The sequence below is a fragment of the Rania fehmarnensis genome, assembly GCF_056494185.1.
Window position 1 is genome coordinate 2,728,687 of sequence record NZ_CM151398.1, and the last position, 25,370, is coordinate 2,754,056.

General features: G+C 55.2%; 26 protein-coding genes. 16 read left to right on the forward strand and 10 right to left on the reverse strand.

Going from position 1 to position 25,370, the window contains the following annotated elements:
• The first annotated feature begins 111 nt into the window (after positions 1–111).
• The gene (locus SH573x_RS09160; RefSeq protein WP_479354363.1) at positions 112–1,536 is read left to right on the forward strand and encodes a class II fumarate hydratase; all 1,425 of its coding nucleotides are present in this window, start codon (positions 112–114) and stop codon (positions 1,534–1,536) included.
• 72 nt (positions 1,537–1,608) lie between these two features.
• Positions 1,609–1,836 (forward strand): hypothetical protein, encoded by a 228-nt coding sequence (locus SH573x_RS09165; protein WP_479354364.1) that lies wholly within the window; start codon positions 1,609–1,611, stop codon positions 1,834–1,836.
• A 95-nt stretch (positions 1,837–1,931) separates the two neighbouring features.
• Here SH573x_RS09165 and SH573x_RS09170 read toward each other — a convergent pair whose 3' ends face one another.
• Positions 1,932–2,546: an HNH endonuclease gene (locus tag SH573x_RS09170; RefSeq protein WP_479354366.1), complete on the reverse strand. Its 615-nt coding sequence runs from the start codon at positions 2,544–2,546 to the stop codon at positions 1,932–1,934.
• A 206-nt stretch (positions 2,547–2,752) separates the two neighbouring features.
• On the opposite strand from SH573x_RS09170, the gene SH573x_RS09175 reads away from it, so the two are divergent.
• Both SH573x_RS09175 and SH573x_RS09180 read left to right on the forward strand, forming a co-directional pair.
• Positions 2,753–3,289, forward strand: coding sequence for a DUF456 domain-containing protein (locus tag SH573x_RS09175; protein ID WP_479354368.1), 537 nt, complete (start codon positions 2,753–2,755; stop codon positions 3,287–3,289).
• A gap of 215 nt (positions 3,290–3,504) precedes the next feature.
• Entirely contained in the window at positions 3,505–3,810 is a 306-nt protein-coding gene (locus tag SH573x_RS09180) for a hypothetical protein (protein ID WP_479354370.1), read from the forward strand.
• Positions 3,811–3,843: 33 nt separating this feature from the next.
• Here SH573x_RS09180 and SH573x_RS09185 read toward each other — a convergent pair whose 3' ends face one another.
• Both SH573x_RS09185 and SH573x_RS09190 read right to left on the reverse strand, forming a co-directional pair.
• Positions 3,844–4,290, reverse strand: coding sequence for an MgtC/SapB family protein (locus SH573x_RS09185; protein WP_479354372.1), 447 nt, complete (start codon positions 4,288–4,290; stop codon positions 3,844–3,846).
• A gap of 15 nt (positions 4,291–4,305) precedes the next feature.
• Positions 4,306–6,486, reverse strand: a complete 2,181-nt coding sequence (locus SH573x_RS09190; protein ID WP_479354373.1) for a dockerin type I domain-containing protein — start codon at positions 6,484–6,486, stop codon at positions 4,306–4,308.
• Positions 6,487–6,811: 325 nt separating this feature from the next.
• On the opposite strand from SH573x_RS09190, the gene SH573x_RS09195 reads away from it, so the two are divergent.
• Both SH573x_RS09195 and SH573x_RS09200 read left to right on the forward strand, forming a co-directional pair.
• Complete coding sequence (locus tag SH573x_RS09195; protein WP_479354375.1) at positions 6,812–7,708, forward strand: PPK2 family polyphosphate kinase; 897 nt, start codon at positions 6,812–6,814, stop codon at positions 7,706–7,708.
• A gap of 317 nt (positions 7,709–8,025) precedes the next feature.
• Entirely contained in the window at positions 8,026–9,459 is a 1,434-nt protein-coding gene (locus SH573x_RS09200; protein WP_479354377.1) for a DUF1598 domain-containing protein, read from the forward strand.
• A 123-nt stretch (positions 9,460–9,582) separates the two neighbouring features.
• On the opposite strand, the gene SH573x_RS09205 is transcribed toward SH573x_RS09200, so the two are convergent.
• Entirely contained in the window at positions 9,583–12,669 is a 3,087-nt protein-coding gene (locus SH573x_RS09205) for an anaerobic glycerol-3-phosphate dehydrogenase subunit C (RefSeq protein WP_479354379.1), read from the reverse strand.
• Positions 12,670–12,706: 37 nt separating this feature from the next.
• A complete protein-coding gene (locus SH573x_RS09210; RefSeq protein WP_479354381.1) occupies positions 12,707–13,030 on the reverse strand; it encodes a tetratricopeptide repeat protein in 324 nt (107 codons plus the stop codon).
• 44 nt (positions 13,031–13,074) lie between these two features.
• Here SH573x_RS09210 and SH573x_RS09215 point away from each other — a divergent pair, with 44 nt between their 5' ends.
• Entirely contained in the window at positions 13,075–13,260 is a 186-nt protein-coding gene (locus SH573x_RS09215) for a hypothetical protein (protein ID WP_479354383.1), read from the forward strand.
• A 27-nt stretch (positions 13,261–13,287) separates the two neighbouring features.
• Here the strand turns inward: SH573x_RS09215 and SH573x_RS09220 are convergent, their stop codons facing one another.
• On the reverse strand, positions 13,288–13,551 hold the full coding sequence (locus SH573x_RS09220) for a type II toxin-antitoxin system antitoxin (protein ID WP_479354385.1): 264 nt from the start codon (positions 13,549–13,551) through the stop codon (positions 13,288–13,290).
• 10 nt (positions 13,552–13,561) lie between these two features.
• Positions 13,562–14,515: an SPFH domain-containing protein gene (locus SH573x_RS09225; protein WP_479354386.1), complete on the reverse strand. Its 954-nt coding sequence runs from the start codon at positions 14,513–14,515 to the stop codon at positions 13,562–13,564.
• Between the two features lie 147 nt (positions 14,516–14,662).
• On the opposite strand from SH573x_RS09225, the gene guaA reads away from it, so the two are divergent.
• From guaA to SH573x_RS09245, 4 genes are all read left to right on the forward strand, one after another.
• A complete protein-coding gene (guaA, locus tag SH573x_RS09230) occupies positions 14,663–16,228 on the forward strand; it encodes a glutamine-hydrolyzing GMP synthase (protein WP_479354388.1) in 1,566 nt (521 codons plus the stop codon).
• Between the two features lie 7 nt (positions 16,229–16,235).
• Positions 16,236–17,225 (forward strand): dihydroorotate dehydrogenase, encoded by a 990-nt coding sequence (locus SH573x_RS09235; RefSeq protein ID WP_479354390.1) that lies wholly within the window; start codon positions 16,236–16,238, stop codon positions 17,223–17,225.
• A gap of 15 nt (positions 17,226–17,240) precedes the next feature.
• Positions 17,241–18,218 (forward strand): tryptophan--tRNA ligase, encoded by a 978-nt coding sequence (gene trpS, locus SH573x_RS09240; RefSeq protein WP_479354391.1) that lies wholly within the window; start codon positions 17,241–17,243, stop codon positions 18,216–18,218.
• Positions 18,219–18,345: 127 nt separating this feature from the next.
• Positions 18,346–19,572 carry a glycosyltransferase family 4 protein gene (locus tag SH573x_RS09245; protein ID WP_479354393.1) on the forward strand — a complete coding sequence of 409 codons (1,227 nt, stop codon included), beginning with the start codon at positions 18,346–18,348 and terminating at the stop codon, positions 19,570–19,572.
• Here the strand turns inward: SH573x_RS09245 and SH573x_RS09250 are convergent.
• The gene (locus tag SH573x_RS09250; RefSeq protein ID WP_479354395.1) at positions 19,554–19,970 is read right to left on the reverse strand and encodes a Dabb family protein; all 417 of its coding nucleotides are present in this window, start codon (positions 19,968–19,970) and stop codon (positions 19,554–19,556) included. The genes SH573x_RS09245 and SH573x_RS09250 overlap by 19 nt on opposite strands.
• Before the next feature lie 319 nt (positions 19,971–20,289).
• On the opposite strand from SH573x_RS09250, the gene SH573x_RS09255 reads away from it, so the two are divergent.
• From SH573x_RS09255 to yidD, 3 genes are read left to right on the forward strand one after another with little or no spacing between them, the layout of a single operon-like run.
• Entirely contained in the window at positions 20,290–21,261 is a 972-nt protein-coding gene (locus tag SH573x_RS09255; protein ID WP_479354396.1) for a DnaJ C-terminal domain-containing protein, read from the forward strand.
• 13 nt (positions 21,262–21,274) lie between these two features.
• Positions 21,275–21,646 (forward strand): ribonuclease P protein component, encoded by a 372-nt coding sequence (gene rnpA, locus SH573x_RS09260; protein WP_479354398.1) that lies wholly within the window; start codon positions 21,275–21,277, stop codon positions 21,644–21,646.
• Positions 21,643–21,870, forward strand: coding sequence for a membrane protein insertion efficiency factor YidD (gene yidD / locus SH573x_RS09265; protein WP_479354400.1), 228 nt, complete (start codon positions 21,643–21,645; stop codon positions 21,868–21,870). Before rnpA ends, yidD begins: the two co-directional genes overlap by 4 nt.
• Positions 21,871–21,878: 8 nt before the next feature.
• Here yidD and SH573x_RS09270 read toward each other — a convergent pair whose 3' ends face one another.
• The gene (locus tag SH573x_RS09270; protein WP_479354401.1) at positions 21,879–22,307 is read right to left on the reverse strand and encodes a DUF2203 domain-containing protein; all 429 of its coding nucleotides are present in this window, start codon (positions 22,305–22,307) and stop codon (positions 21,879–21,881) included.
• A gap of 255 nt (positions 22,308–22,562) precedes the next feature.
• Between SH573x_RS09270 and SH573x_RS09275 the strand changes: the two genes are divergently transcribed.
• Positions 22,563–23,633 carry an NAD-dependent epimerase/dehydratase family protein gene (locus tag SH573x_RS09275; RefSeq protein WP_479354403.1) on the forward strand — a complete coding sequence of 357 codons (1,071 nt, stop codon included), beginning with the start codon at positions 22,563–22,565 and terminating at the stop codon, positions 23,631–23,633.
• Entirely contained in the window at positions 23,633–24,355 is a 723-nt protein-coding gene (locus SH573x_RS09280) for a copper homeostasis protein CutC (RefSeq protein ID WP_479354405.1), read from the forward strand. Before SH573x_RS09275 ends, SH573x_RS09280 begins: the two co-directional genes overlap by 1 nt.
• Before the next feature lie 39 nt (positions 24,356–24,394).
• On the opposite strand, the gene SH573x_RS09285 is transcribed toward SH573x_RS09280, so the two are convergent.
• On the reverse strand, positions 24,395–25,366 hold the full coding sequence (locus SH573x_RS09285) for a 3'-5' exoribonuclease YhaM family protein (protein WP_479354407.1): 972 nt from the start codon (positions 25,364–25,366) through the stop codon (positions 24,395–24,397).
• Between the last annotated feature and the right edge of the window lie 4 nt (positions 25,367–25,370).

A 25,370-nucleotide genomic window follows, 5' to 3' on the forward strand; every position in this document is an offset into this window, starting at 1 on the left:
CGACGTACTTATTATGCTCATCTTCCACCCGTCGTCTGCAGCGGGCAAGTACGGTAGGATGCTGTTTCTGCTTTAGGTTAATTCATTGGCAACTTAGCATCTCTTGGAAAAATGTCTGAATTTAGAATTGAACACGATTCGATGGGCGAGGTAAGTGTCCCTGCCCTGGCCTACTACAGTGCCCAGACCCAGCGAGCGGTCGAAAATTTTCCGGTTTCGGGTTGGCGTCTGCCCCCGGCGCTGGTTCGAGCTATGGGGCTAGTCAAATACGCGTGCGGTGTCGCCAATCGCGATCTCAACAAACTTGTCGGCAGCGGCAAGAATCCGCTGACCAGCGAGCAAGTCGAGGCGATGTTAGCGGCGGCGCTGGAGGTGGCTGATGGCGGACTGGCCGATCAATTCCCGGTCGATGTCTTCCAGACCGGATCGGGCACCTCGAGCAATATGAACGTCAACGAAGTGATCAGCAACCGAGCCATCGAGATGATGGGCGGTGACCGATTGGCCAAAGAGAAGCCGATCCATCCCAACGATCATGTCAACATGGGCCAGAGCACTAACGACACGTTTCCCACAGCCATCCATGTGGCCGTAGCCTGCGAGATTAAGCAATCGCTGTTGCCGGCTCTGGAAAAGTTTCACGCGTCGCTAGCAGAGAAAGCAGCCGCCTGGGATCGCATTATCAAAATCGGACGCACGCACTTGATGGATGCGACGCCCTTGCGTTTGGGACAAGAGTTCGGCGGCTTTGCTCGGCAACTGCAACTGTCGGTCGAGCGAGTCAAGATCGCCTTGAATGCCGTTCTGGAATTGCCGGTCGGTGGTACAGCCGTCGGTAGTGGCATCAATACGCATCCAGAGTTTGGTGCCCGCGTGGCCCAGGCGGTGGCCGAGCGGACTGGCATTGCGTTTGTCGAAGCGGCCAATCACTTCGAAGCCAATGCCCAGCGGGATGGCCTGGTCGATTGCCATAGCAGCCTGAAGACGATTGCCACTACGCTACTGAATGTGGCTAACAATATTCGCTGGCTGGGGTCTGGACCGCGCTGTGGATTTTTTGAAGTGATATTGCCCGATCGACAACCGGGCAGTTCGATCATGCCGGGCAAGGTAAACCCGGTGATGTGCGAAAGTTTGATGCAAGTGGCCGCGCGCGTCATTGGCAATGACCAGACAGTTACGATCAGCGGTGCCACCGGCGGCAATTTCCAGCTGAATATCATGATGCCAGTTATGGGCCACACGGTGCTCGAGAGCATTCATTTGATGGCCAATGGCGTCAACGCCTTTATCGAGTTCTGCATGGATGGGCTGGAAGCTAATCCACAAGGCTGTGAAGCATCGGTCGAGCAGAGCTTGTCGATGGTCACCAGTCTCAATCCGCTGATCGGTTACGAAAAAGCCGCAAAATTAGCCAAAGAAGCTTTCGCCACCGGCAAAACTATTCGACAATTGTGTGAAGATGATGGGATCTTGCCGCAGGATACGTTGCGGGAGGCACTAGATCCATTTCGAATGACGGAACCGCAACCGTAGTGGACGATTTGGCATCGGCATCGGTAAGCCTGTGTCAAATAGTTCACAGTCAGGCTCAGGAAAGCCCCGCCTATGTCAAGTAGTTATCAGCGCGAACCGATGACAGGAGTGATCCGGCAAGACAATCGTGTCGTCGGCACCATCTGTTTGCCCGAAGAGGAGCCACAAGAGTTTATTGATGACTTCAATAACTGTTATGGCCCTTTGCGATTGCATATTGAACCACTTAAATTGCCGCATTTGCCGCCGATGCCTGTTCGGCCCGTACGGCCCGTTGGGGCAAACTATCGCAAACGCTAGTGTCTCCTTTCGCTCCGCGAAAGGTTTCGGGTTTATCACGGAGCGAAAGCAGACAATCAAGCCTTTCGCGGAGCGAAAGGAGACAATCAGATCGCTCACACAGGCGACGCGTTGGGAAGAAAGCATTTCCAACTGGCGTAACGGGGATCGGTCAGTGGAATAACCATCGCCGGGTTGCTGTTGGGCTTGATCGGTTTGCTCAGCAGTTTCATACCAGCTTGCACTGGAGTGCGACCGCCTTTGCGCGAATTGCATGGCAAGCAGCAGCAGACGATGTTCTCCCAGGTTGTCTTACCGCCTAGCGAGCGTGGGATGACGTGATCGAGGCTCAATTGGCTCATCGGTCGTTGGGTGCCGCAATACTGACAGGCATGATTATCGCGGGCGAAGAGGTTCCGGCGATTGAAGCGCACGGAGCTTTTGGGCAAGCGATCGTAGCGCGTTAGACGTACGATTCGGGGCACTTGCAAATCGAACTGAGGAGCTTTCAGGTAGTCCTCGCCGGGCTGCTTTTCCATTGCATGAAACTGACTGATTTCACACCAGGCATCGAAGTCGTAGTTGTAGTACTGGTCTTCTTCGATCGTGATCACTTCGGCACAACCGCGATATAGCAATGTCATCGCTCTCCGGACGTTGACCACGCGTACAGCCATGTAGAATCGATTGAGAACCAGGACGCTGCATTCCAGCGCAGAGCCTTCCGACATAACCACCTCCGACTTCACAAGGGTGAAACTTCGATGAACCGTACGGACCCGAAAAGCAATTGATGTGCGTCAATTTCGACACTGCATTCTACCGACCAGACTGGTTAGAAACTAGCTGGTGGCCCAGGGCTGCGGTCATTCGGGTGAAGTGGTCGGGCAAATAATTCACTGGCGGCGGCGAATTACTCAGGAGAGAGGATCAGCGGATGTGGGAGATTTCATTGGCAATATTGGTTTCGGTGCTGGGGGTGGTCGCCTGGGCGGTGGGGGTCTTGGGATTGCCAGGCAATTGGATGATTGTGTGCCTGGCCACGGTGTCCTGGGCGGTGGCCAATCCTGAGTCGGTGGTGGCCGTTAGCCTGGAGGCGTTGATTGCTTTGTTGATCTTCGCGGGCTTAGGAGAGCTGATCGAGTTTCTGGCCGGGGCTTTGGGCGTACAGAAGCTCGGTGGCAGCGCTCGCAGCACATGGTATGCACTGGCTGGGTCGATTGCCGGAGCGGTGATAGGACTGTTTTTGGGATCGGGCATTCCGATCATCGGCAATGTGATAGCGTCTGTAGTCGGTAGTGCACTGGGCGCACTGGTGGGAGCCGTCTACGGTGAGCGGACCGATGGAAAGCATTGGGAGCAATCTTTGCAAGTCGGTAGTGCTGCGTTTATTGGTCGCATCCTCGGCACGCTCAGCAAGTTGATGTGCGGCACGATAATGTTGATCATTTTTCTGGCAGCGATCTGGTTATAAGCAGATCAAGTCTTGCAGCCCAGGCGGTAATCAGTTTAGGATGAAGCTCAGGCGATCGACGCAGATTACCTGGCCCAACGCACTTGGGCTGACATGGACGAGCTACTGATTTCACTTTCATTGATTCACTTTTCGCACTTGTTCTCGACCACTTGTCAGCTAAACCGCGTTTGTGGCCTCCAGATGTTTTCTTCCTTCGGAGAGATTCAGCGGCCATGATCCATTACAGTTGCGATCGTTGCAAACGTCCAATTGAAGGACGCGATGCTGTGCGCTATGTCGTTAAAATGGAAATCGAAGCAACCATTGACTGTGAAGATTGCCAGCACGATCACGATGAAGATGCACTCTTGGAGATGGACGCGTTGTTGGATCAAGTGGAAGATGAAACGCTCGACGGCGATGTTGGACCCATCTTCGAACGCAAACGCTTCGATCTTTGTCCGGAGTGTTATCGCCAGTTCGTCAAGAATCCACTGGCGCGAGAAAAGTTAGTCCCGTTTGGCTTCAGTTCTAACTGAAGCAGGTCTAACCAGAATCAGCTTGAACACCGGTCAGCTGGGCTTCTTGTCCTTGATGACGCGGTGCTCGAAGTACTGCACAGGCCAGAGCACTAGTAGCGTTACAGCTACAGCCAGTCCGACCAAGACGAATAGTCCCAGGCCTGCGGCGGCGCCCAGGGCAGCGGACATCCACAGGCTGGCTGCGGTGGTCAAACCTCGCACGTTGCCGCGCTGCTCGATGATTACTCCGGCTGCGAGAAAACCGATTCCGCCAATCAGTCCGCTTAACACGCGCAGCGGATCGAGGGGCTGGATTCCTGGTTGTTGGGTTTGCTCGGAAACATGCGCGGCCATGATCAGATACATGCCCGCTCCGAGCGCAACCAGAATGTGCGTTCGCAATCCGGCGGCCTTGTCTCGCAATTCCCGTTCCATGCCAATGGCCGCTCCAGCGGCGACCGCAGCCAGTAAACGAAAGGTTAGCTCATCCAGGGGCATGCTTTTAAGATATTTCTAGACATAGCGGCGCTTGCCAGTTCGGGCTACCTGCTCCAGATCTGTTGCCTGAAGTTGGTCAGGTTCGATGCCGGCGCGACTAACCGCCGTAAGATCATCGATGGTTGATTCACCCTCCCCTGCTCCGCTGGTGTTGATGTGGTTGATCACCAATAGCACATCCAGTGCCGTAATCGAGCCGTTACCGTTGACATCTAAATAGCCATCAATGGCTGGGTTGAGACCACCACCGGACTGATTGATGTGGTTGATGATCAACAAGGCATCGCGAGCCGTGATAAATTTGTCGAAGGTCACGTCCAGGTTGTCGATGGGATTGGTATACAGCCCGTTCTGGATGAGCAGCGTATAGTCTTGCGATGTTAGTTTGGCAGTCGCGCGATTGTCGGTCAGCAGCGGTAACTCTACGACCCAGTCGCCGACAATTTCCACCAAATCATCTGTATTGGCTTTAATGAGCAGCGGTGTATCGACCCCGACTTGGAAACCCACGGCGTTTTCGTCGATCTGTTGCAGCGACTGAACCCCGCTGTCGGTCATGTCAATCGTTTCGACGGCATTAAGCGCGGTCAGATCGATGGCGATACCGCCGGTCAGGACTAGAGTATCGTCGCCCTCACTCAAGTTGACGATTACCGAATCGACATTTGAAAAATCGCGAGATTGTCCAGCGATGGATACTCGATAGCTGCCCGCCTCCAACTGCGTGAGGTTGGCTGTGTCAGCTCCGCCGGTACCACCAATCCTCAAGACATTGCTACCTTCAAGCTGGCTGGCGTCAAATCGCAAAGACTCATAGGTGGTGACGGCGTCTGCGGTTGAGCCATCGGTGTAGGAGACTCGGGCTCGCAGGGTTTTCGATCCATAACCCAGGGGTTCAAAATTAGGCTGCACCATCTCGCTGCCTGTGAAATCGGCGTCGAAGGTCCCGTCATCTTCCTTGTCGATATCGAGTTTGTTGGGAACCTTCAGTTGCACGATCAAGACTTTGTTTTGAGTCTGTCCAGCAGTGGTTTCAGAATAATTGATCCCCAGCAAACCTTGCCCAGGATCGCCAATGATCAGCGCGGCTCGATCGAGGATGCGTGTCGTCGTACCTGCGGGAGGCAATTCAGGCAGGAGATTGTTGAAGGGAATAGTGGTCACACTGATCAAGCCATCGCGTTCAATCAGGCTGATCGAATTGCGATGCAGTACGACCAGTCTTGTCCCGAAGACTTCCACTCCCAACATTTCAGTATTGGCACCAAAGTCGTGTTCCAAATCGCCACTCTGTGTCCAGATAGCGGCATGGTTCTGATAACCGACCAGTTGCCCCTGATTGAAAACCGGTTGATCGAACTGGCCCAAGATGGAAATGTAGTTTTCGGCATCTTCTACGATTTGGAATTTCTTACCCGCGCTGCCCAACACGGCTCCCTCTGGGTACAGCAGTGGCAACTCGGGCGAAAGGAAGAGCGTGTAGAGCCCTGCTGTAGGGTCTGCATCGGCGACCCAGAACATGGGCGTATTGGATTCATAGCCCGCCAGGTAATATCCTGAGGCCGAAGCACCTGTCACCATTTGCTCAGCCGCAGCGTTTTCAGAACCCGGCAAATCAAAATCACCTAAGTCTGAGTGAAGCCACGGAGTGTATTCGCCGGACGACTTTCTATAAAAGCCTCCGATGATACTAGAGGCTGAATTGGCGAAGGTTGCTTTGCCGTTAACACCAGCGGGACCGATGACGGTGGGTACGCCATCGGTATTCCAAATTGTCGGTCGGGGACTGGTATCGGGCAATCCTTTGTCATCCAACGATGCGCCTACAATCGTCACCACGCCTTGGATTTGAGCAATGTCATGGACTTCGACCTTGTTGCTGCCGGCCAGCGGAGTCAAGGTAAACGTCTGGGTGGCACCGGTTGAGACGCTGGTTTCAAAGATCGTATTGCCACTGACCGAATACAGCACTCCGTCAATCTCGCGAATCGCCTGACGCACTCCCGCGCCATCAATCGTCCGCACATTGGCTGGTTGCTGAGAAACTTCCATCTTCAGCCCGGTGACCTGGCCAAAGGTTGAGAAAGCAGAAACCACGGGACCAGCGACGGTGATTTCGACGACGAACAGGCGTCGTGTCTCCAGGGATTCGACTTGCAAGTTGCGATTGCGGCGGCGACGTGAGCGGGCATTCATGGCCGATGACTTTGCAAAAATAAGGGATTGTCCCGATCAGAGTTGTGTACATTTTGATTGTTGTCCGTCGTTCTGGCAACCGTTTGGTTCAAAGGCCTGTGGGTGGCACTGGCAGTGCTTCGCATCACCAGTGCCACCCAGAACCCTCAACGCCAGGCAATTGCACAACTCAATGCTGGACGATCTCCGAAGCCCTGGAGAGGTGGCGGGTGTGGGTTTGGTGGTAAAGGCACCTACAATGCCGTACACTTGGACGGCGCCGAGCCTCAGCCTTTGCGATCGGCACCATGAATTAACTTTAAAGCGAACACCTGGGAGCTGAACAATGGGCAAGAAACACCGCTTTGACCTGCGCGATTTCGAGGTGAAGCCTGAAAGCTCGGTGAAACTGTCCAAATGGTCCACGAAAGCGGGTAAAGAATCGCTGGCCAAGGACCTGGCCGCCGATGCACTGGCGGCGGATGTGCAGGCGTTGCAAGAGGCTCAAGAGAGGCTGTATGCCAGCAACCAATATGCTCTGCTGGTGATATTCCAAGGCATCGATGCCTCGGGCAAAGACGGGGCCATTGGCCACGTGATGAGCGGCGTCAACCCTTTGGGCTGTCGGGCATATGCGTTCAAAGCGCCGAACGAACAAGAGCTGAAGCACCATTTTTTATGGCGCGCCATGGGTTGTTTGCCCGAGCGTGGAATGATCAGCCTGTTTAATCGTTCCTATTACGAAGAGGTCCTGGTCGTACGCGTGCATCCGCAATTCCTCGAGCCGCAGCGCTTGCCGGGGCTCAAACCGGACAAGCCAAAATCGCTGGAAAAACTGTGGAAACAGCGCTACAGAGAAATCAACGCCTTCGAGCGATCCTTGGTCTCCAATGGTACGCAAGTGCTCAAGTTCTTCTTGCACGTGTCGCCTGAAGAACAAAAGGGGCGATTGCTAGAGCGCATTAGCCAACCGGAGAAGAATTGGAAGTTCAATCCCAAGGATCTGGATGAACGCAAACTGTGGCCCGAGTATCAAGAGGCATTCCAAGCCGTGTTAAGCGAAACCAGCACGGAATGGGCGCCCTGGTACGTGATTCCTGGCGATAACAAGTGGTACGCTCGGGCTGCGATTGCCGACATTATTGCTGCCCGCCTGGAAGTCTTAAACCTGCAGTATCCTGAGGTGACCCCTGAGCAGCGAGAACTTTACGCTCGACTAGGTCGCGAGCTCGCGGAATCGTAACGGCTCGGCTCGTAGCGGAAGCCGTCAAGGCTTTCGGAGTTCCCGTAGCGGAAGCCGTCAAGGCTTTCGTTATCGAAGTGCGTCGGCCGAAATGCTTGACGCATTCCGCTACGAGAACCACGAAATGCTTGACGCATTCCGCTACGAGAATCGGGTGCGCACTACCGATTTGGGGGGTGGTTGCTCTTCTGAGGCTATCTTTTGGCTTCAATTAGTTGCAGGTAGCCTGAGGCTGGATTACTGTGAGTGGAAGGCGCTTGCTCTTGGTTGTCAGCGCCTCACTTGTCGGCTCACCTCATTCGAAGCAGGAATTTACGATGCGGAGCTTTTGCATCCAGCGCATTGGGAAGTTGTTGTCCTACTCAGCCGTCGCTATGGCGATGATGGTAGTCTGCGCATCGCACGCTTCGGCTCAGGACAATAACAACAATAACAACGGCGACAACAACAATAACAACAACAATAATAACGGCCCGGTTGTGCCAGCCGGTGTGGAGATCGATGCTAGCGGAGTCTTGCAGCTGCGTTACAACGATCCGCGAGTCACCCTGCAACGAGCCATGGCGGCCCGCCGCGCTTTGCCGACTGATTTGGCTCAGCCCAGCAAGATGCGAAAAGTCTCGCTGATGCGGCTTGAAAAAGCCTTGGCAGCTCAATTGGCCGACGGCAAGCAGCCAGCCAAAGAGATGATGGCCCTAGCCGGTCTGACCAAGATTGAATACGTGCTCTTCTATCCGGAGAGCAACGAGATTGTTATTGCCGGTCCAGCTGAAGGCTTTACCGAAGACTCAACCGGCCGTGTGATCGGTATCGAAACGGGCAAGCCGACTCTGCTATTGGATGACTTGGCCGTTGCTCTGCGTGCCTTCCCACCAACGGGCGATAGTTCGAACGTCATCAGCGTATCGATCGATCCGACTCAAGAAGGTCTGAAGCGTTATCAAGATGCGCTGCGTCAGTTGGCTGGTCAGTTCCAAGGCCCCGAACAAGCGCCGATGATTGCCAATGCCCTGCGAAACAGCTTGGGTTTGCAAACCGTTTCCATTCGCGGTGTCTCTCCCAATACTCACTTTGCTCACGTGATGACTGAAGCCGACTATCGTATGAAGTTGATCGGTATCGGCTTGGAAGCGCCAGTCGTTCCTATGATCACCTACGTGCAGAAGATGGGTTTTGGTGGCAGCAACAGCGCAATGGTGCGTTGGTACTTTGTTCCCAACTACGAAGCGTTGGCTGTTAGCGAAGATGGACTGGCAATGAAACTGGTCGGTCAAGGAGTGAAACTGATCGGCGAAGACGAACTGGTTCGTGCCGATGGTTCACGCGTGGCTTCGGCTAAGAGCAACGCAGCCAGCAAAGTTTATTGCTCGGAATTCACCAAGAAATATGAAGCCATCGCTGCCCGCAACCCAATCTACGCACAGCTCCGCAACTTGATCGATATGTCGATCGTCGCGGCCTACATGCAAGATCGTCACTTCTATGATCAAGCCAATTGGGACCTCGGTGTCCTGGGCGATGAATCACGCTTTGCGATCGAAACACTGCCCGCACCCAAGCAGGTTGAAACCGCAGTCAACGCCTTCATCAAAGGCAATCAGTTGGTCACTCCTATCGGTGGAGGCGTAGCGATCGAAGCCCGCAAGGCTTTGAACGAAAACAACATTCGCAAGGACGATGGCACCGCAGCCACGCAACGCGAACAAGTCACGCTGAAGAACATCCCCGAAAGCCAATGGTGGTGGGACTAAGCCGTGGTCGTTAGCCCCGGTTGCTGCATCCATTGATCCTACACATTCACGAACCGCGGCTAACGCCGTCGGATTAGTTGATCCTGAACGTTCTCAAACCGCGGCTAATGCCGTCGGTTTAGCCTACCCGACTACCAAGCCTTCATGGCGTGATGAGAACCAGGCACCTAGCTGAGGCATGGTGCCGTAAGCGTAAGCCAATAGAGCCACAGGGTGGACTGCGGGTTTGGTGGTGGCTTGTTCCATTTGAAGTTTGCAGGCCGTGCATTCGGTAATGCCCAACTGGGCTGGTGTTTCTTTGACTGCTGACATCAATCCGCGACCGATGCGCAAGCTGGAGCGAAAGTTTTCTTGCTTCAATCCCCAGGTGCCGGCCATCCCACTACAGCCGGCTGCCGCGTCGAATACTTGAATGCCAGGTATCAAGCGAATCAACTCGAGCGCAGGCCGTCGCGAATCGAGAATGCGCGAGTGGCAGGGTTCGTGATACAAGATGCTCATATTCATCGGACGGAAGTCTAATTCGAGTTCGTTCTGCAGGTGCATTTGCCACAAATACGAGCAGCACTCCGAAGTATTCTCAGCGATCAACCGCGTATCTTCGTTGTCCAGCAACTGTCGATACTCTTGGGTCAAACACATCGCAGCCGACGGTTCAGTGGTGACGATGTGATAGCCTTGCCGCACCGCATCGGCCAGCAGTTCGATATTCGACTTGATTAACTTGCGAGCGCGACTGACGTCGCCTGAAGTAATCATGGCCATATAACTTGGATTCTGCGCAGTGGGACAGTAGACTTCGACCTGTTGATGCTGCAGGACTTCGACCAGCGCACGGCCTAGAACAGGATTGTGCCAGTTGACATACTGGTCGACAAAGAACATCACCTTACGACCGCCGGTCTTGGTCGGACGATGAATCTTGCGTCGTGCGGCCCAATGTAAAAAGTTGCGGCGCGAAACGCGGGGCAGTTTGCGAGCTTGTGCGATGCCCGTTAACTTTTCCAGCAGCCAACGCATGCGGGGGTTGTCGATCGCCCAGTTGCTTACGTTGGGAAAACGACTGCCGAGGCTGGCTAGCCAATCCAGCCGATTCATCAGCCGATCGCTCAGCGACAAGCCGTGACTGGCGACGTGCTGGGCTTTCATCTCTATAACCATCTTGGGAATGTCGACACCGGCTGGACACTCTGCACGGCACTGATGGCAGTTAAAGCACAGGTTGGCAACCGCTTTGAGCTCATCGCTTTCAAAGAGTTGCGGTTCCAAGTGGCCCGTGAGCAAGCTGCGCATCAAATTGGCTTTGGCGCGGGGCGAAGCCTCTTCTCCTTTGTGGATGCGAAATACAGGGCACATGCGTTCGGCCGAAGCGCTGGTGCGACAGCGACCGCAACCGTTACAGCTGCGAGCAACTTGCGAAATCGATTCACTGCCGGTCCAATCCAACAGCAGCGGCAATACAACTTGCTTCATCGCTAAAGTGCTATTGGTGCCTGAGCCACTGGAAGAGTCTGAGAGGCGAGCGGCTTCATCGTTCAGCGAGGATCTGTTGCTGTCTTCGTCAACCTTACTGGTGGTCGTATCGGAGCTGTTAGAGTCATTCAAGCGCTCGTCGACGTACATGACTTTCGTGTGATCGGGCACACTGCGCAGAAAATCGTTAACGCGCTGAGGAGTGGCGCTCAAAAACTTGCCGGGATTCAAGATACCCGTCGGATCAAAGATCGATTTCAGTTCCCGACATAACTCCAGCCGCGGTCCGAGTTGCTTTTCCGCAAAGGCGGCGCGACTAAGTCCCAAAGCATGTTCACCGGATATACAGCCTCCGAACTCGAGCACTTTGGTATAGATGGCGTCGCTCAAACGCTCCATGCGATCGGTGTCTTCGCGACTGGATAGATCGATAAAGGGGCGCAGGTCCAAATGACCGTGCGCGGCGTGGGCAAAGACCGTCGCCGTGACGCGATGACTCTTGAGTATGTTCTGAACTTCCACCAGGAACTCAGGTAAACGTTTGGGTGGAATGGCGATGTCCTCGACGAAGGGCAGCGCGCGAGTCGAGCCTTTCAGTCGATACAGGCGTGGAATGACGCGCCTCGCCAAACGCCACAACCAATCGCGTTCTTCGCGATCGACAGTCAAACGATACGATATGGCAGTGCGGCCCTTGCGCTGAACGCGTTGGACCAAACCGTTTAGTCGCTGGCGCACGGCAACCGGATCGCTGCCCTGCATTTCGATGAGCAACATGGCTTCAGCGCCGCGCGGCAGCAGGGCTGCGTATTCGCCTTCGGCATCGCGTACGATCTCCAGCAGCCGTCGGTCCATCAAGTCGCAGGCTGCTATCTCGTCACTGGCAACATCCAACGCCGCTTTGGCAGCAGTGTCCAGGCGATCAAAGAACAGCAAGATGACGCCACGCACTTCGGGGATGCGTTCCAAACGCAAGGTGGCTTCGGTAATGATGCCCAGCGTACCTTCCGCCCCACACATGAGGCGCGCCAAATCGACCTGGTCGCCATCCAGCGTCTTTTCAACTCGATAACCGCAACCCCGTGCCACCTCATTCCAAGGCGGACGCAGTAGCAGTGCAGAGTGACGCTGCAGTAGCTGACCTACCCGACTGGCCAGGCTTTCCACCAGCGTCGCCGGCTCGCGATCGGCGGCCCACGCATGTTGGCTCATCTCGACTACTTCGCCACTAGCCAAGACCACTTGCAGCGATTCCACGCAATCACCGGCGGAACCATATCGCGGAAAGTGACTCCCGGCTGCGTCGATCGACAGCATGCTGCCGATCGATGATACGCTGCGTGTGGCGGGATCGGGTCCAAACAATAATCCGTGCGCATTGAGCGTGCGATTCAAATCGGCTTGGACAATACCACACTGTACGCGAACTAGATTCGATTGAGGTGACTGCGTACGGCGCATGTACCGTGAAAAATCCAGGATCAGTCCCCGTCCAAGCGACTGCCCGGCCAGCCCGCTGCCACCGCCACGTGGAAACAGCGATAGGTTGTGTTCTGCAGCGTACTTGACGGTCCGCACGACATCTTCGGTCGAGCGCGGGCGAACAACCCCCAGCGGTTCGATTTCATAAATGCTGGCATCGCTGGCATACATGCGAACTGCTAACGGATCGCAGGCGACGTCACCGGCCACCAACCCTCGCAGGTCCGCTTGAATTCGAGTTTGTTCTGCTGCCATGGGCAGTCCTTGCCTTAGGCTCGTGGGTGGGTCATGGTTATTCGCCCAGCTGTCCCAAATCCGACAGCAGTTCACTCATCTCGCCTGCCGCATGCAAATCACCTTGCTGACGAGCGGTCTCAATACCCTCTCGCAAGACGCTACGGGCCTGGTCGATACGTTCCAGTTCAACCAACAGCTGAGCTTGTCGGAAAAATGCGGCGACATGGGGCGGAGATTCGCGGCACAACTCGTCAAATTTCCCAACCGCCGCCTCGGTCTCGCCGTCGGCATGCATCTCAACGGCCAAACAATATCGCAAAAAACGATCGTTTGGTTCGCCCTCCAACATGGATTCAATTTGCGATCGACGTGAATTCATTAGACGCCCGAGAAATGAGCCTTAGCCGAACTGGACAGATACTCGTGATCCGGCCCTCGTCGCTATTGTCCGGGTTGGCGTTGGGACAGGCAAGAGGCGAAGGCGAGCGAACCCACCAGAGCTACGAAGAATCGCCAGCTGAGGGGTTGAACGCTGGCAAAACGAATCGACGCATCAGCGACCAGCAACTGGCCGCTGATCGAGCGATTCTTGCTGAACAAGTGGACTAAGAACTACTGGATCAACACACTGTGGTGTTAGCTCTCTTCACCAGATGCACTATTTTCCGAGCTCATTGCATCGCTTTCGGCATAGCTAGAGCCGTTAACGCCCTCACCATGCTCGTTGCCATTGCCTTCGCCGACGCGAGACTGAGGCAGGCGCTGAGATCGACTTAATGCTTCGCGTAAAAGAAACTCAATCTGGCCGTTGGCGCTGCGCAGTTCGTCGGCTGCCCATTGCTTCACAGCTTTGAGGATTACAGGGTCTATTCGCAGTAGGAACGTATCGTGTTTGGCCAAACCATTCCGCCTAGTTATGGGTACTCGTGTTAATCACCGGCTGAACGTGCCGGTCGCTGCAAAGCACCACCAGCAAGTTTGAGACCATTTCGGTGCGTTGGCCTGGGTCAAGCTCGACCATTTTTCCTTCCGAGAGCCTTTGCAGCGCCATTTCGACCATTCCGACCGCACCCTCGACGATTTTGGTGCGCGCGGCCACGATCGCATGAGCCTGTTGTCGCTGTAGCATGGCCGCGGCAATTTCAGCCGAATAGGCCAAGTGGCTAATGCGAGCTTCGATGACTTCGACCCCAGCTTTGTGAAGTCTGTCCTGGATGTCCTGGCGGAGTTGGTCGCAAATCACGTCAGTACTTCCGCGCAAGCTCGTCTCGTGGTCTTCGCTATCGTAGGGATAGCGCGACGCCAGGCTGCGCAGAGCCGCTTCGCTTTGGACTGCGACGAAGTCTTCGTAGTCGTCCACTTCGAACATGGCTTCGGCCGTGTTGACAACTTTCCAAACAACCACGGCCGAGATATCGATTGGGTTGCCATCGCGATCGTTGACCTTGGATGGGCGACCAACTGTACGCGAAGCGCGGTCGAGCACTTTACCGGCCGCATCGTGGGTGGCTGGTACATTCTTGGAGCCAGTTTCGAAGTTGCGGACCTTGAGCGATATGACTCGTTTGGAATAGAAGGGATTGACCCAGTAGAATCCACTGTCTTTGGTGGTACCTATGTACTCGCCGAAGAGCAAGAACACGCGCGCATCATTGGGGGCGACCGCAACCAGGCCAAACAGGTAAATGAAGGCCGACAGAGCTAAAATGGCCGCCAACACGACCAGGGGGGCCGCCACGGGCGGCGAAAGTCCAGCATTGGCGGTGGCGATGACGATCGCCGGGGCCACAATCAAGAGGGTGAATAAGGCGCGGAAAAGCGGCTGGTAACCGGAGCGGGGGCGAATCGTTTTCTCGTGGGTCATACCTGTCCCGTCGTACAAATGGTGCCTGGTCGATATACTGCGATGCTTTCATAGGCCGCAAAAACTGGGGGCCTGGGCGCTTGGGCCGCTGAACCACAGCAGAATACTGCCAACTCGGGCTCAGGCGATACGATTTAGGAACAGCTGATGACCTCTGACGCGAAAAACCCCTCGGCTGAGAAGGTTTTGGTTTTTGACTTTGGATCGCAGTATGCCCAGCTGATCGCACGTCGCGTCCGCGAGCAAAACGTGTACTGTGAAATCGTGCGCAACGATTTGCCCGCCGCCGCTGTGGCTGCCAAAAAACCGATGGGCATCATCCTCTCAGGCGGTCCGGCCAGCGTTTATGCCAAAGGCGCTCCGCAGTGTGACCCCGGCATCTTTCATCTGGGGATACCTGTCCTGGGGATTTGTTATGGCATGCAGTTGGCCTGCCAGGCCTTGGGTGGTGAAGTCGTCAATTGCCGCACCCGCGAATTCGGACGCGCTGTGCTGCGCGTTGGGAATCGTCAGGATCCCTTGTTGGCAGGTTTGCCTAACGAGACCGATGTGTGGATGAGCCACGGAGATCAGGTCTCGCAGATCGCGACTCACTTTGAATCCTTAGCATCGACCAGCACTTGCCCGGTGGCCGCAGTCAGGCACACCGAGCTGAAACTGTATGGCCTTCAATTCCATCCAGAAGTAACGCACACGCCGCTGGGTGGAACCATCCTGCATAATTTTCTCTATGGCATCTGCGGCTGTGAAGGTCTGTGGCACTTGACCGATTTTGCCGCCCAAGAAATCGAACGCCTGCGAGCGCGCATCGGCAAAGAACGCGTCATCTGCGGTCTCTCCGGTGGTGTCGATAGCGCCGTGACGGCAGCTCTTTTGTATAAGGCCATTGGTTCGCAACTCAGTTGCATTCTGGTAGACAACGGTCTGCTGCGAAAAGACGAACAAGCGGCTGTGTTAGCGGAATTCACCAATCACTTTAAAGCTGACCTGCATGTCGTCGATGCCCGCGATCGTTTCATCGATGATCTGAAGGGCATCACCGAACCGCAAGAGAAACGCAAACGCATCGGTTACATGTTCATCGAGTGTTTCAAAGAAGAAGCCACAGCCATTCAAGGTGCCAAGTACCTGGCCCAAGGTACGCTCTATCCCGATGTGATCGAAAGCGGCGCGGCGCCTGACGGACCGGCTGCCACCATCAAGCTGCATCACAACGTTGGTGGCTTGCCAGAACAACTGGGCTTTGAACTGGTCGAACCACTCCGCGATCTGTTCAAGGATGAAGTACGTCAGTTGGGACTGGAATTAGGTTTACCCGAACAGTTGGTATGGCGGCATCCATTCCCAGGCCCAGGCCTGGCTGTGCGCTGTTTGGGTGAGGTCACAGAAGAGAAGTTAAGGGTCCTGCGCGATGCGGATGCCATCGTGGTCAGCGAGATTCAAGCGGCTGGTTTATATCGACAAACCTCTCAGGTATTTGCCGTGCTCTTGCCGGTGCAAAGCGTGGGAGTCATGGGTGACTGTCGTACCTACGAAAATGCTGTGGCCATTCGCGCGGTCAACTCCGAAGACTTCATGACGGCTGATTGGAGTCGGTTGCCGTACGAACTTCTAGCGCGCATTAGCAGTCGTATCATTAACGAGGTTCGCGGCGTTAATCGCGTGGTTTACGATATTTCGAGCAAACCGCCAGCCACGATTGAATGGGAGTAACTTGTTCGTGAGCGGAACTGGTCAGAGTCCAACAACCATCGACTTGAGCGTGCGTCTGGGGCGGCTGACCTTGCGCAACCCTATTCTGACGGCCAGCGGCACGTTTGGTTACGCTCGCGAGATGCAGGGACTGGTCGACATTGCCAGTCTGGGCGGCGTCTTGCCCAAGACGATTACGCTCGCTCCCAGACCGGGCAATACTCCCTGGCGAACAGTTGAAACCGCCGCTGGTCTGCTGAATTCTATTGGGCTGGATAACGATGGAGTAGACGCGTTTGTCGTCAACCACTTGCCCTATTTGCGCACGCTCGACACAGCGGTGATCGTAAGTGTAGCTGGCAAATCGTTTGAAGAGTTCATTGAACTAGCCAAACGGATCGAAGCGGCCGGTCCGGGGGTGGCTGCACTGGAATTGAACATCTCGTGTCCCAACGTTACCGGTGGCGTTGATTTCGGTACCGATCCACAAGCGTGTTATGCGGTAGTCAATGGTGTTCGCAGCGCATGTTCGCTGCCCATCCTGGCCAAGCTGACTCCCAATGTGACTCGTATCGTCGACATAGCCAAAGCCGCGGCCGACGCTGGTGCGGATGCGGTTTCATGCATCAATACTTTGTTGGGTATGGCTGTCGATTGGCGAGGGCGCAAACCCATTCTCGGCAACGTAGTGGGTGGCCTCAGTGGGCCGGCGATCAAACCAGTTGCTCTGCGCTGCGTCTACCAGGTTGCTAGCTCCGTCGACATCCCAATCGTGGGCATCGGTGGTATTGCCACGATCGATGACTGCATGGAGTTTTTGGTCGCCGGTGCCAGTGCCGTGCAGATCGGAACTGCCAACTATTACGATCCAGGTGTCAGCCAACGTTTGGTGGAACAACTGCCAGCGGCCGTGGCTGAACTGAAATGCACTTCGGTCGCGCAAGTCACAGGTTCGATGTTAACCAGTCGCGCCGGTGGACCGACCACTTCAACCATTGAACCTCTTGTCACCAAGTAAACATTTCGAATAACTATGCGCGTTCTCTCTGGCATTCAACCCACCGGTCGTTTTCATTGGGGCAACTACTTTGGCGCGATCCGGCAATACATCGATCTGCAGCATGGACATGAAAGTTATTACTTCATTGCCAACTTGCATGCGCTGACGACTGTGCGCGATCGCGCGCAATTGCACGCGCTGACACGCGATGCGGCCATCGATCTGCTGTCACTGGGTCTGGATCCCAACAAAGCTACCCTGTTTGTGCAGTCGGATGTACCCGAGGTTAGTGAGCTGTGTTGGATATTGATGACTGGCACACCGATGGGATTGCTGGAGCGTTGCCATGCTTTCAAGGACAAACAAGCTCGCGGCATCACGGCCGATGCGGGGTTGTTCACTTACCCTGTGTTGATGGCTGCTGATATCCTTGCCTACGATGCCAACTGGGTGCCGGTGGGTCAGGATCAGGTGCAGCACATCGAAGTCTGCCGCGATTTGGCGGGCAGCTTTAATCACCAGTTTGGCAAAGCGTTTGTTCTGCCCGAACCTCGCTTGATGGCTGACACGGCCAAGGTACCGGGGTTGGACGGCGAGAAGATGTCCAAGAGCTACAACAACACACTCGGCATCTTTGAAGATCCCAAAGCTGTGCGCAAAAAGATCATGCGGATCGTGACTGACAGTCGCCCGATGGAGGCTCCGGCCGATCCTGACAAGGATACGATTTTTCAGCTCTATAAATTGGTGGCCACCGCCGATGAACTAGCCACGATGGACGCGCTGTATCGGCGAGGTGGCTTTGGTTATGGTGAAGTCAAGAAAGCCCTGGCTGACGCAGCGGACCGCTATTTCGCTGAGGCCCGGCAACGCCGCGCGGAGCTCGAGCAAGATCCAGACAGGGTGTCGCAGATCTTACGCGAGGGCGCCGCCAAGGCTCGTGCAACCGCTACAACCGTGCTCAATCGGGTCAAAGCAGCGTGCGGACTGGAGTCGATTGGCCAAGGGTAGCCCTGGAGCAGTTGCAATCTCGCAAGTTTGGAACAGATTGGAGAGCGAGGATCCGTTGCGGCCCGAAGTTGGATCGGGTTGCTTGCCCACTCCGCGATCACTGAATCATTCGCCAGTTCCGATTGCAATGACCATCTTGCGGAATAACGCCATCGACAATACGACGCTCGCCACACCAGTCCTGGCTGACATAGAGCCAGGATTGCTAGAGTCGCGTCGTTTAGCCGTGCTGACGCACTATCTGCCGCCCTACATGGGGCGCGTTCTGCAACATGTCGCCCGCCACATTCCGCAAACTAAAGTTCTACTCTCCATTCCACTAGAGCCCAATCGAAATTACGCCATTGATTGGGGCAACTTGGACGTAGCGGTACAGCGCAGTTTGATGCTGCGACGACGCTGGAAACATCGGGCAGGTTTCGAAGACGAATTGTACGTGCATATGCCGTACGATACATATGCACGTTTGCGCACGATCAAGCCCGATTTGATATTTTCATATGAACTTGGTTTTCGCTCGCTAGCCAGCGCCCTGTATCGCAAACTGCATCCACGTTCGCGCTTGGCTTACTGCGTCTGTGTCAGTGAGCACACCGAACAGGGACGCGGTGGTGGACGCTGGTTCTTGCGCAAGACATTGATACGCGTGGCGGATGCCATCACCTATAACGGCCCCAGCTGCAAAGCCTATCTGAAGACGCTCGGTGTGCCCGATTCCAAACTATTTCACTTTCCATATGCAGCCGACGATCGCACCGAACCGCCGCTGCGCGAGCGCGAGTGCGAACCCAATCGGCGCTTGCTGGTCGTGGGCCAACTGAACCAGCGCAAAGGTGTCCTGCAGGCACTGGAATCCGTATCGCGTTATGCGACTGAGCACCCGGATCAAGACTGGGACCTGACCTTCGTGGGCAACGGTCCGCTTGAATCGGAACTGCGCAGCTTCCGACCCGCGGCTAACTTAAAAGTTCACGTGCTGGGCAGCATCGATCCCTTGGAGTTGGCACCACGGCTGAACGACTACGGCGTTTTGCTGTTTCCAACCCTGGCCGACGAATGGGGCCTGGTGGTCAACGAAGCCATGCGCGCCGGCATGCCTGTCATCGGCAGTCGATATGCGCAAGCCTCGACAACGCTGATTGATGAAGGTCGCAACGGTTGGCTCTATAGGCCGGATCATCCCACGGAGCTGGCTGATTGCTTGTCGCGCGTGTGGAAAGTCTCAGCCCGTGAGATGTTAACCTTGCGCGAGAACGCCCGCGATACAGTAGCTCACATTACCAGCCAAGCCGTCGCGGCCGCTGCCTGCCAAATGTTCTCACGACTGCTCTCGGTCTATTTGCCTACAAAGTAATCGACGACGAGTGCTTTATCCAAGTGTGGCATCAGTTGATCTACAAAGGCTTTGTGAGCCGGATGAGGCAAGTAGACTTCGCGATCTTTCTCGCTCTTGAACGTAACCAGGAAGCAGTGGGTCAAGCCATCGTTGAGCCCCTCTGGTGAATTGTTGGTGCCGAATTCAAATTCGATGATCCCAGGAATCTTCTTGGGTAGTTGGCGAAACTCTTCAACTAACTTTTCGACTTGCTCTTTACTGGCCGAGTCCTTGAACTTGAACAGGACCACGTGCCGTAGCGGAGCAGACTTGGACTCTTGTGCCACCGATAGATTCCTCTCAACTAAAACCATACAAGCCCCTGCGGCCAAAACCAGCAGCGTACCAACCAGCCAACGATTAGCGCGAACAAACATTTTTTGATTCCTTGTCGGAGTGGGATAGTATGGATAGCCCCAATTATACAAGCCGCTAGTCCCGTCGCGGAATGCGTCAAGCATTTCGTGCACCCGCGCGCCGGGGAAGCAGTGGATCGAAAGCGGTCGAAAGCCTTGACGGCTTCCGTTACAGAATGTGGCTGCGTGTCGAAAGCCTTGACGGCTTCCGCTACAGAATTCGTTTAGGCCTGCCGTTTGCAATTTCGCATCAGCCGTGTTGAGACTGCCAACTTGGCCTGACCTTCCTCCGGCTTCTTGGCTATACTGCATCTTTGACAGCGTATCTCGTTGCCCAGTTATGAAAACGATGGCCGAAGACTACTACAAAGCACTTGGTGTCAGCCGCACAGCCTCGCCCGAGGAAATCCAGAAGGCGTATCGCAAACTTGCGCGCAAATATCATCCGGACATGAATCCCGATGATGCGGCTGCCAAAAAGAAGTTTCAGGAAGTTCAGAAGGCGTACGATACGCTCAATGATCCTGACAAACGCAAGATGTACGACCAATTTGGTTCGGCCTATGAGCAGATGGGGGCTGGAGGCGGAGGCGCGGGACCCGGTGGTGGGCCTTTTCCGTTTGACATCGAGCAGATCTTTGGCGGCGGCGGCCGTACTCGCGGTGGTCCTGGCGGTGGTCCTGGCGGTGGCGGTGGGTTTCAGTTCGATGGCGACTTGGGCGATATCTTTCAACAGTTCACCGGTGGTGGCGGTCGCACTCGCTCGCGCAAGTCTGCACCGGCCCGAGGTGAAGACCTAGCCGCGGAAGCCACGATCTCGTTCAATACCGCCGTGATGGGTGGCGAAATTTTGGTTCACGGAGCGGGCTCCGAAACTCTGCAAGTGAAAGTTCCAGCGGGCGTCGATAGTGGCAAGAAGATTCGTTTGCGCGGCAAAGGGCAACCTGGCCCCGGTGGTCAAAATGGCGATTTGATCGTGACGATCAACGTCGCCCCGCATCCACATTTCAAACGCCAAGGACAGAACCTTGAATTGCGGTTGCCTGTCAGCTTGAGTGAAGCTGCGCTGGGAGCTACCGTGGATGTGCCAACTCCAGGTGGTGTGGTGGCTCTAAAGATTCCGCCATGCAGTAGCAGCGGACGCCGTTTGCGAGTCAAAGGCCAAGGTGTGCGCACGGCCGAGGGTGCCGGCGACTTGTATGTCGAACTGCAAATCCGTCTGCCTGAATCGCTCAGCCCTGAAGCCAAGCAGGCCGTGGAAACGATTGAAAAACAATACTCTGGTTCTTTACGTGATGGACTCAACTGGTAAGTCGACTCTGCCTATGATTCAGCCCGCCGGCGAGCGGTTTCCCAAGTCGGCGCGCATTCACTCGTCGCTGGAGTTCGATCAACTTTTCCAAAACGGTAAAGTCTTGGCAGATGCCGTACTGGTCATGCATGCATGTACGACGTCCCAACTAGGCCGGATCGGAATCAGTATTTCTAAACGCGTGGGCAGTGCGCCGGTTCGAAATCGCTGGAAACGACTCATACGCGAAGCCTATCGTCGCCAGGTTGGTCGGTGCCCGGCATTGGCCAGATTGGATATTGTCGTGCGTCCTAGGCGCGGGGCCTCGGCCCAATACCATGCTATCGAGCGCTCACTTGGTGCCTTGGCGCAGCGTTTGGACAAGCAACTTCAGGTGAAGCGATGAGCGGGCCGGCACGCTGGGGCCGTTACCTGGCTATTGCGTGTGTGCGATTCTATCAACGCGGGATCTCGCCGCTAATCGGACCACGTTGTCGATTCCAGCCAACCTGCAGTCACTACATGATTGCGGCGATTGAGAAACATGGCCTGCTGAAAGGGATTGGCAAAGGACTGTGGCGCATCGGGCGCTGCCATCCTTGGAATCCTGGCGGATACGATCCACCTTGAAGCAAACCTCAGTTGCTCGAGAGCGGTTTGCGGTCAGTCCAGGGATCGACCTCGTCGCGCCAGTACAAGACCTGGTCTTCGCCCAACCGCCAGGAAAGATAGGCCTCATGACCATCTAACCATGCTGGAAATTCGATCGCCCCTTGTTCAGGTTGTCTTAGAATGACACCCAGAGCTTCCAGTTCTTCGCGATACTTCCAGATCTTGTCGTATTCTTCTTGCAGATCAGCCCGAGTCTCGGCGACTTCATCGTCGTACTGCTGTCCCGAGCCACGATCGCGGTTGCGCAACAGACGGTGCAAATCCACGCGTCGACCGGTTACACTTCGAAAGACTTCGCAAATATCCGACACGATCGAACGTAACAGCGGCAGCATGGCGTTAGCCTCTGCCACGGTGTAGCGTTTGATGGTCGTCGTTCGCTGGTTGTCTTTCATCTCGCACCTGCTCCCTTAGATGGTACGCAGCATCTGGTCGGTACGTTCGCTATTGTGCTTATGTAGGATAATTCAGCAACCGCGGAAAGGTAGAAAAATAACGCGGCTCTGTCGGCCTTCACTAGCTTTTGTTCAAAATTCATCGTCAAATCTGCTATTCTTTAGACGCACTTTCGATGCCTGGGGTTTCTTTTTTACCCTAGTTTTTCGTCAGTTTTTTTTCGTCCGTTACCAGGCATTTGAGCTTCAATATCGATGCCCACTGTATTGATCACCGGCTATGGCGGTTTTTTGGGTGCGGCGATCGCCCGACAACTGTTGAGCAATGGCTATAGAGTTCGCGGTTTAGCTCGCGGGCGCTACCCAGAACTGACCGCCTTGGGAGTTACGGCTTTCGAAGGATCGGTCACCGATCCCACTGCAGTAGAGGCGGCCATCACCGGTGCGGATGCTGTCATTCATACGGCAGCCAAGGCGGGAGTGTGGGGGAACTACGCAGAATATTACAACACCAATACTTTAGCCACAGAATTGCTGCTGCAAGCTGCCCAAAAAGCGGGGTGCAGCACCTTTGTATTTACCAGCAGCCCCAGCGTCACTTTCGCAGCCCAAAACCAATCGGGCATCGATGAAACAGCGCCTTATCCCACGCAGTGGCTGTGCGCATATCCGCAAACCAAAGCGATGGCAGAGATGGCGGTGCTTAAGAGCGGCCAGAGCGGTCAACTCTGGACTGCCGCTCTGCGCCCTCACTTGATCTGGGGCCACGGTGATCCCCATCTAATGCCGCGCGTGGTGCAGCGCGCCCAGAGCCGTCAACTGAGGCGCGTCGGCAGTGGGCGAAACTTAATCGACATCGTCCATGTGGATAACGCCGCCACCGCGCACCGTCTGGCGCTCGAAAAATTGCTCGCCCGCGATCGGTCGGTCAATGGCCAGGCATTCTTTATCACCGACGGAGTTCCTATTGCTTGTTGGGATTGGATTATGCGGATCTTGGAAACGGCCGGCACACCGGTATCTGGCGGCGCTATCAGTTACGCACTGGCATATCGACTCGGTGCGCTGCTGGAAGGCCTTTATCGGCTAGCCCACATTCGCTCGGAGCCGCGTATGACCCGCTTTGTAGCCGCGCAGCTAGCGCTGGATCACTATTTTTCGATAGACAAAGCCAAGCGATTGTTGGGCTACGCACCCGTGCAGGATATGGATGCAAAGTTGGACGCCTGTCGATCATGGCTGCGATCGTCTCCTTTTGCTCCGCAAAAGGAATCGCCTTTCGCGGAGCGAAAGGAGACAAACGGTCGCGAAGCGAAAGTAGACTGATGAGAACGACGATGCTTGAGGTTTGCGTAGATAACGTGCAAGGGGCGATGGCGGCTGAAAGGGCTGGGGCACAGCGGCTGGAACTGTGCGCGGCGCTGGATGTGGGTGGTGTCACACCGGCTAAGAGTCTGATCGATGCTGTGCGGCGACGAGTGGTTTGTCCGCTAATGATCTTGGTGCGTCCGCGCACGGGCAACTTTATCTATGATGCGCTCGACTACCAGCAAACCCTAGCCACGGTCGAAGAGCTCGTGACGTTGCCCATTCAAGGCATCGTGGTTGGAGGCTTAGACGCAGAGGGGCAGTTGGACATCTCGCTGTTGCGGGCTGTGCGCGAAGTAGTGCCCGAACACATCGAGTTGGTCATGCATCGCGCCTTTGACTTTGTCAGCGACGTGCCAGCGGCACTCGAGCAATTGATCGCCCTGCGGTTTGCGAGGGTGCTGACCAGTGGTGGTAGCAGCGGGAATGCCTTCGAGAACGTTGAACTTCTGCAGAGCTGCATCGAGCAATTCGGCCAGCGCATTACGATCATGCCCGGCGGAGGCATTAGCGCCGACAATGCGCTGGCGATCATCGAGCGCACGGCATGTCGCCAATTGCACGGCTCATTTCGAATCGCGTTGCCCTCGCCGCAGGGCGACGAAATGTTTGGAACGCATCGAGCCATCGACGTCGAAGGAATTGCCCGCGTTCGTGGATGGCTCGACCAGCAATCTTGAATGCTCAGATTTGAATCTGAGATCCGTTTGTCACAAAGGTCATTCCGCGCAACTCGGTTTGTACAACTTTCTTCCCAAGACCGCTTGAAAACTGGTCCAAGGGCTATCGGAGTTGCGATCGGCGCGAATCACTTCAGTGGCGGCATTAATCTTGGCATCCATATCATCCAAGTAATGTAGCACGATGGCCTCTAACGTCATCGGAACTTTGGGACTGCCGTGTTCCAAGTAACCGTGATGGCTGACGATCATATGGGAAAGACGCCATAGCACTTCGTCCGGAATCGGCCCGGCCGGATCGGTGCGAAGTTTGTCGACACGTCGTTCCAGATCAACGACTCCTTGAACCAAGTGACCGATCAACTGACCAGGATCCGAATAGGTCAGTTCGCCGTCAAAACAAAGTTCTTCCACCTTACCCAAGTCATGTAGGAAGACCCCCATCAGCAACATGTCGATACTAATTTGCGGATAGGTCGGAGCAATGCCTGAGGCCAGACGCATTAGATCGACCAGGTGTTGCAGCAAGCCACCTTCATAAGCATGGTGCGTCTTAATGCCAGCCGGAGCGCGACGCAGCTTGTCAACCAGTACTTCATCGCTCAAGTACTGTTCGACGATCCGCAGCAAATGGGGGTTCTTTAGCGATCGCAAGGTTGTGCACAGTTCGGCCCAATTGCTTTCGATGACCGCCGGGTCGTTGGCCGCAAAATCTTCGGCATTAACTGCTTCAAGAGGAATGGTCTCGAAATCTTGCACAATGATCTGCATGTTCCCATTGTGCAGCTGGGCCGTACCGATGATTCGCAAGTAATCGCCGCGTTGAAACGTTTCGTACATCGATTGGCTTGCGTTCCAGCGCAAACCACTGATCTGACCGGTTCGATCGGTCAACTGGAGCAGGATGTAGTCATTACCTTGTCGATTGGCGCGAAGCTGCTTGTCTGCAACGCGAAAAATCTCGTCAATTGAGTCCCGCGGCTGTAGTTGATTAACGAACTGGCGTTCCATGGAA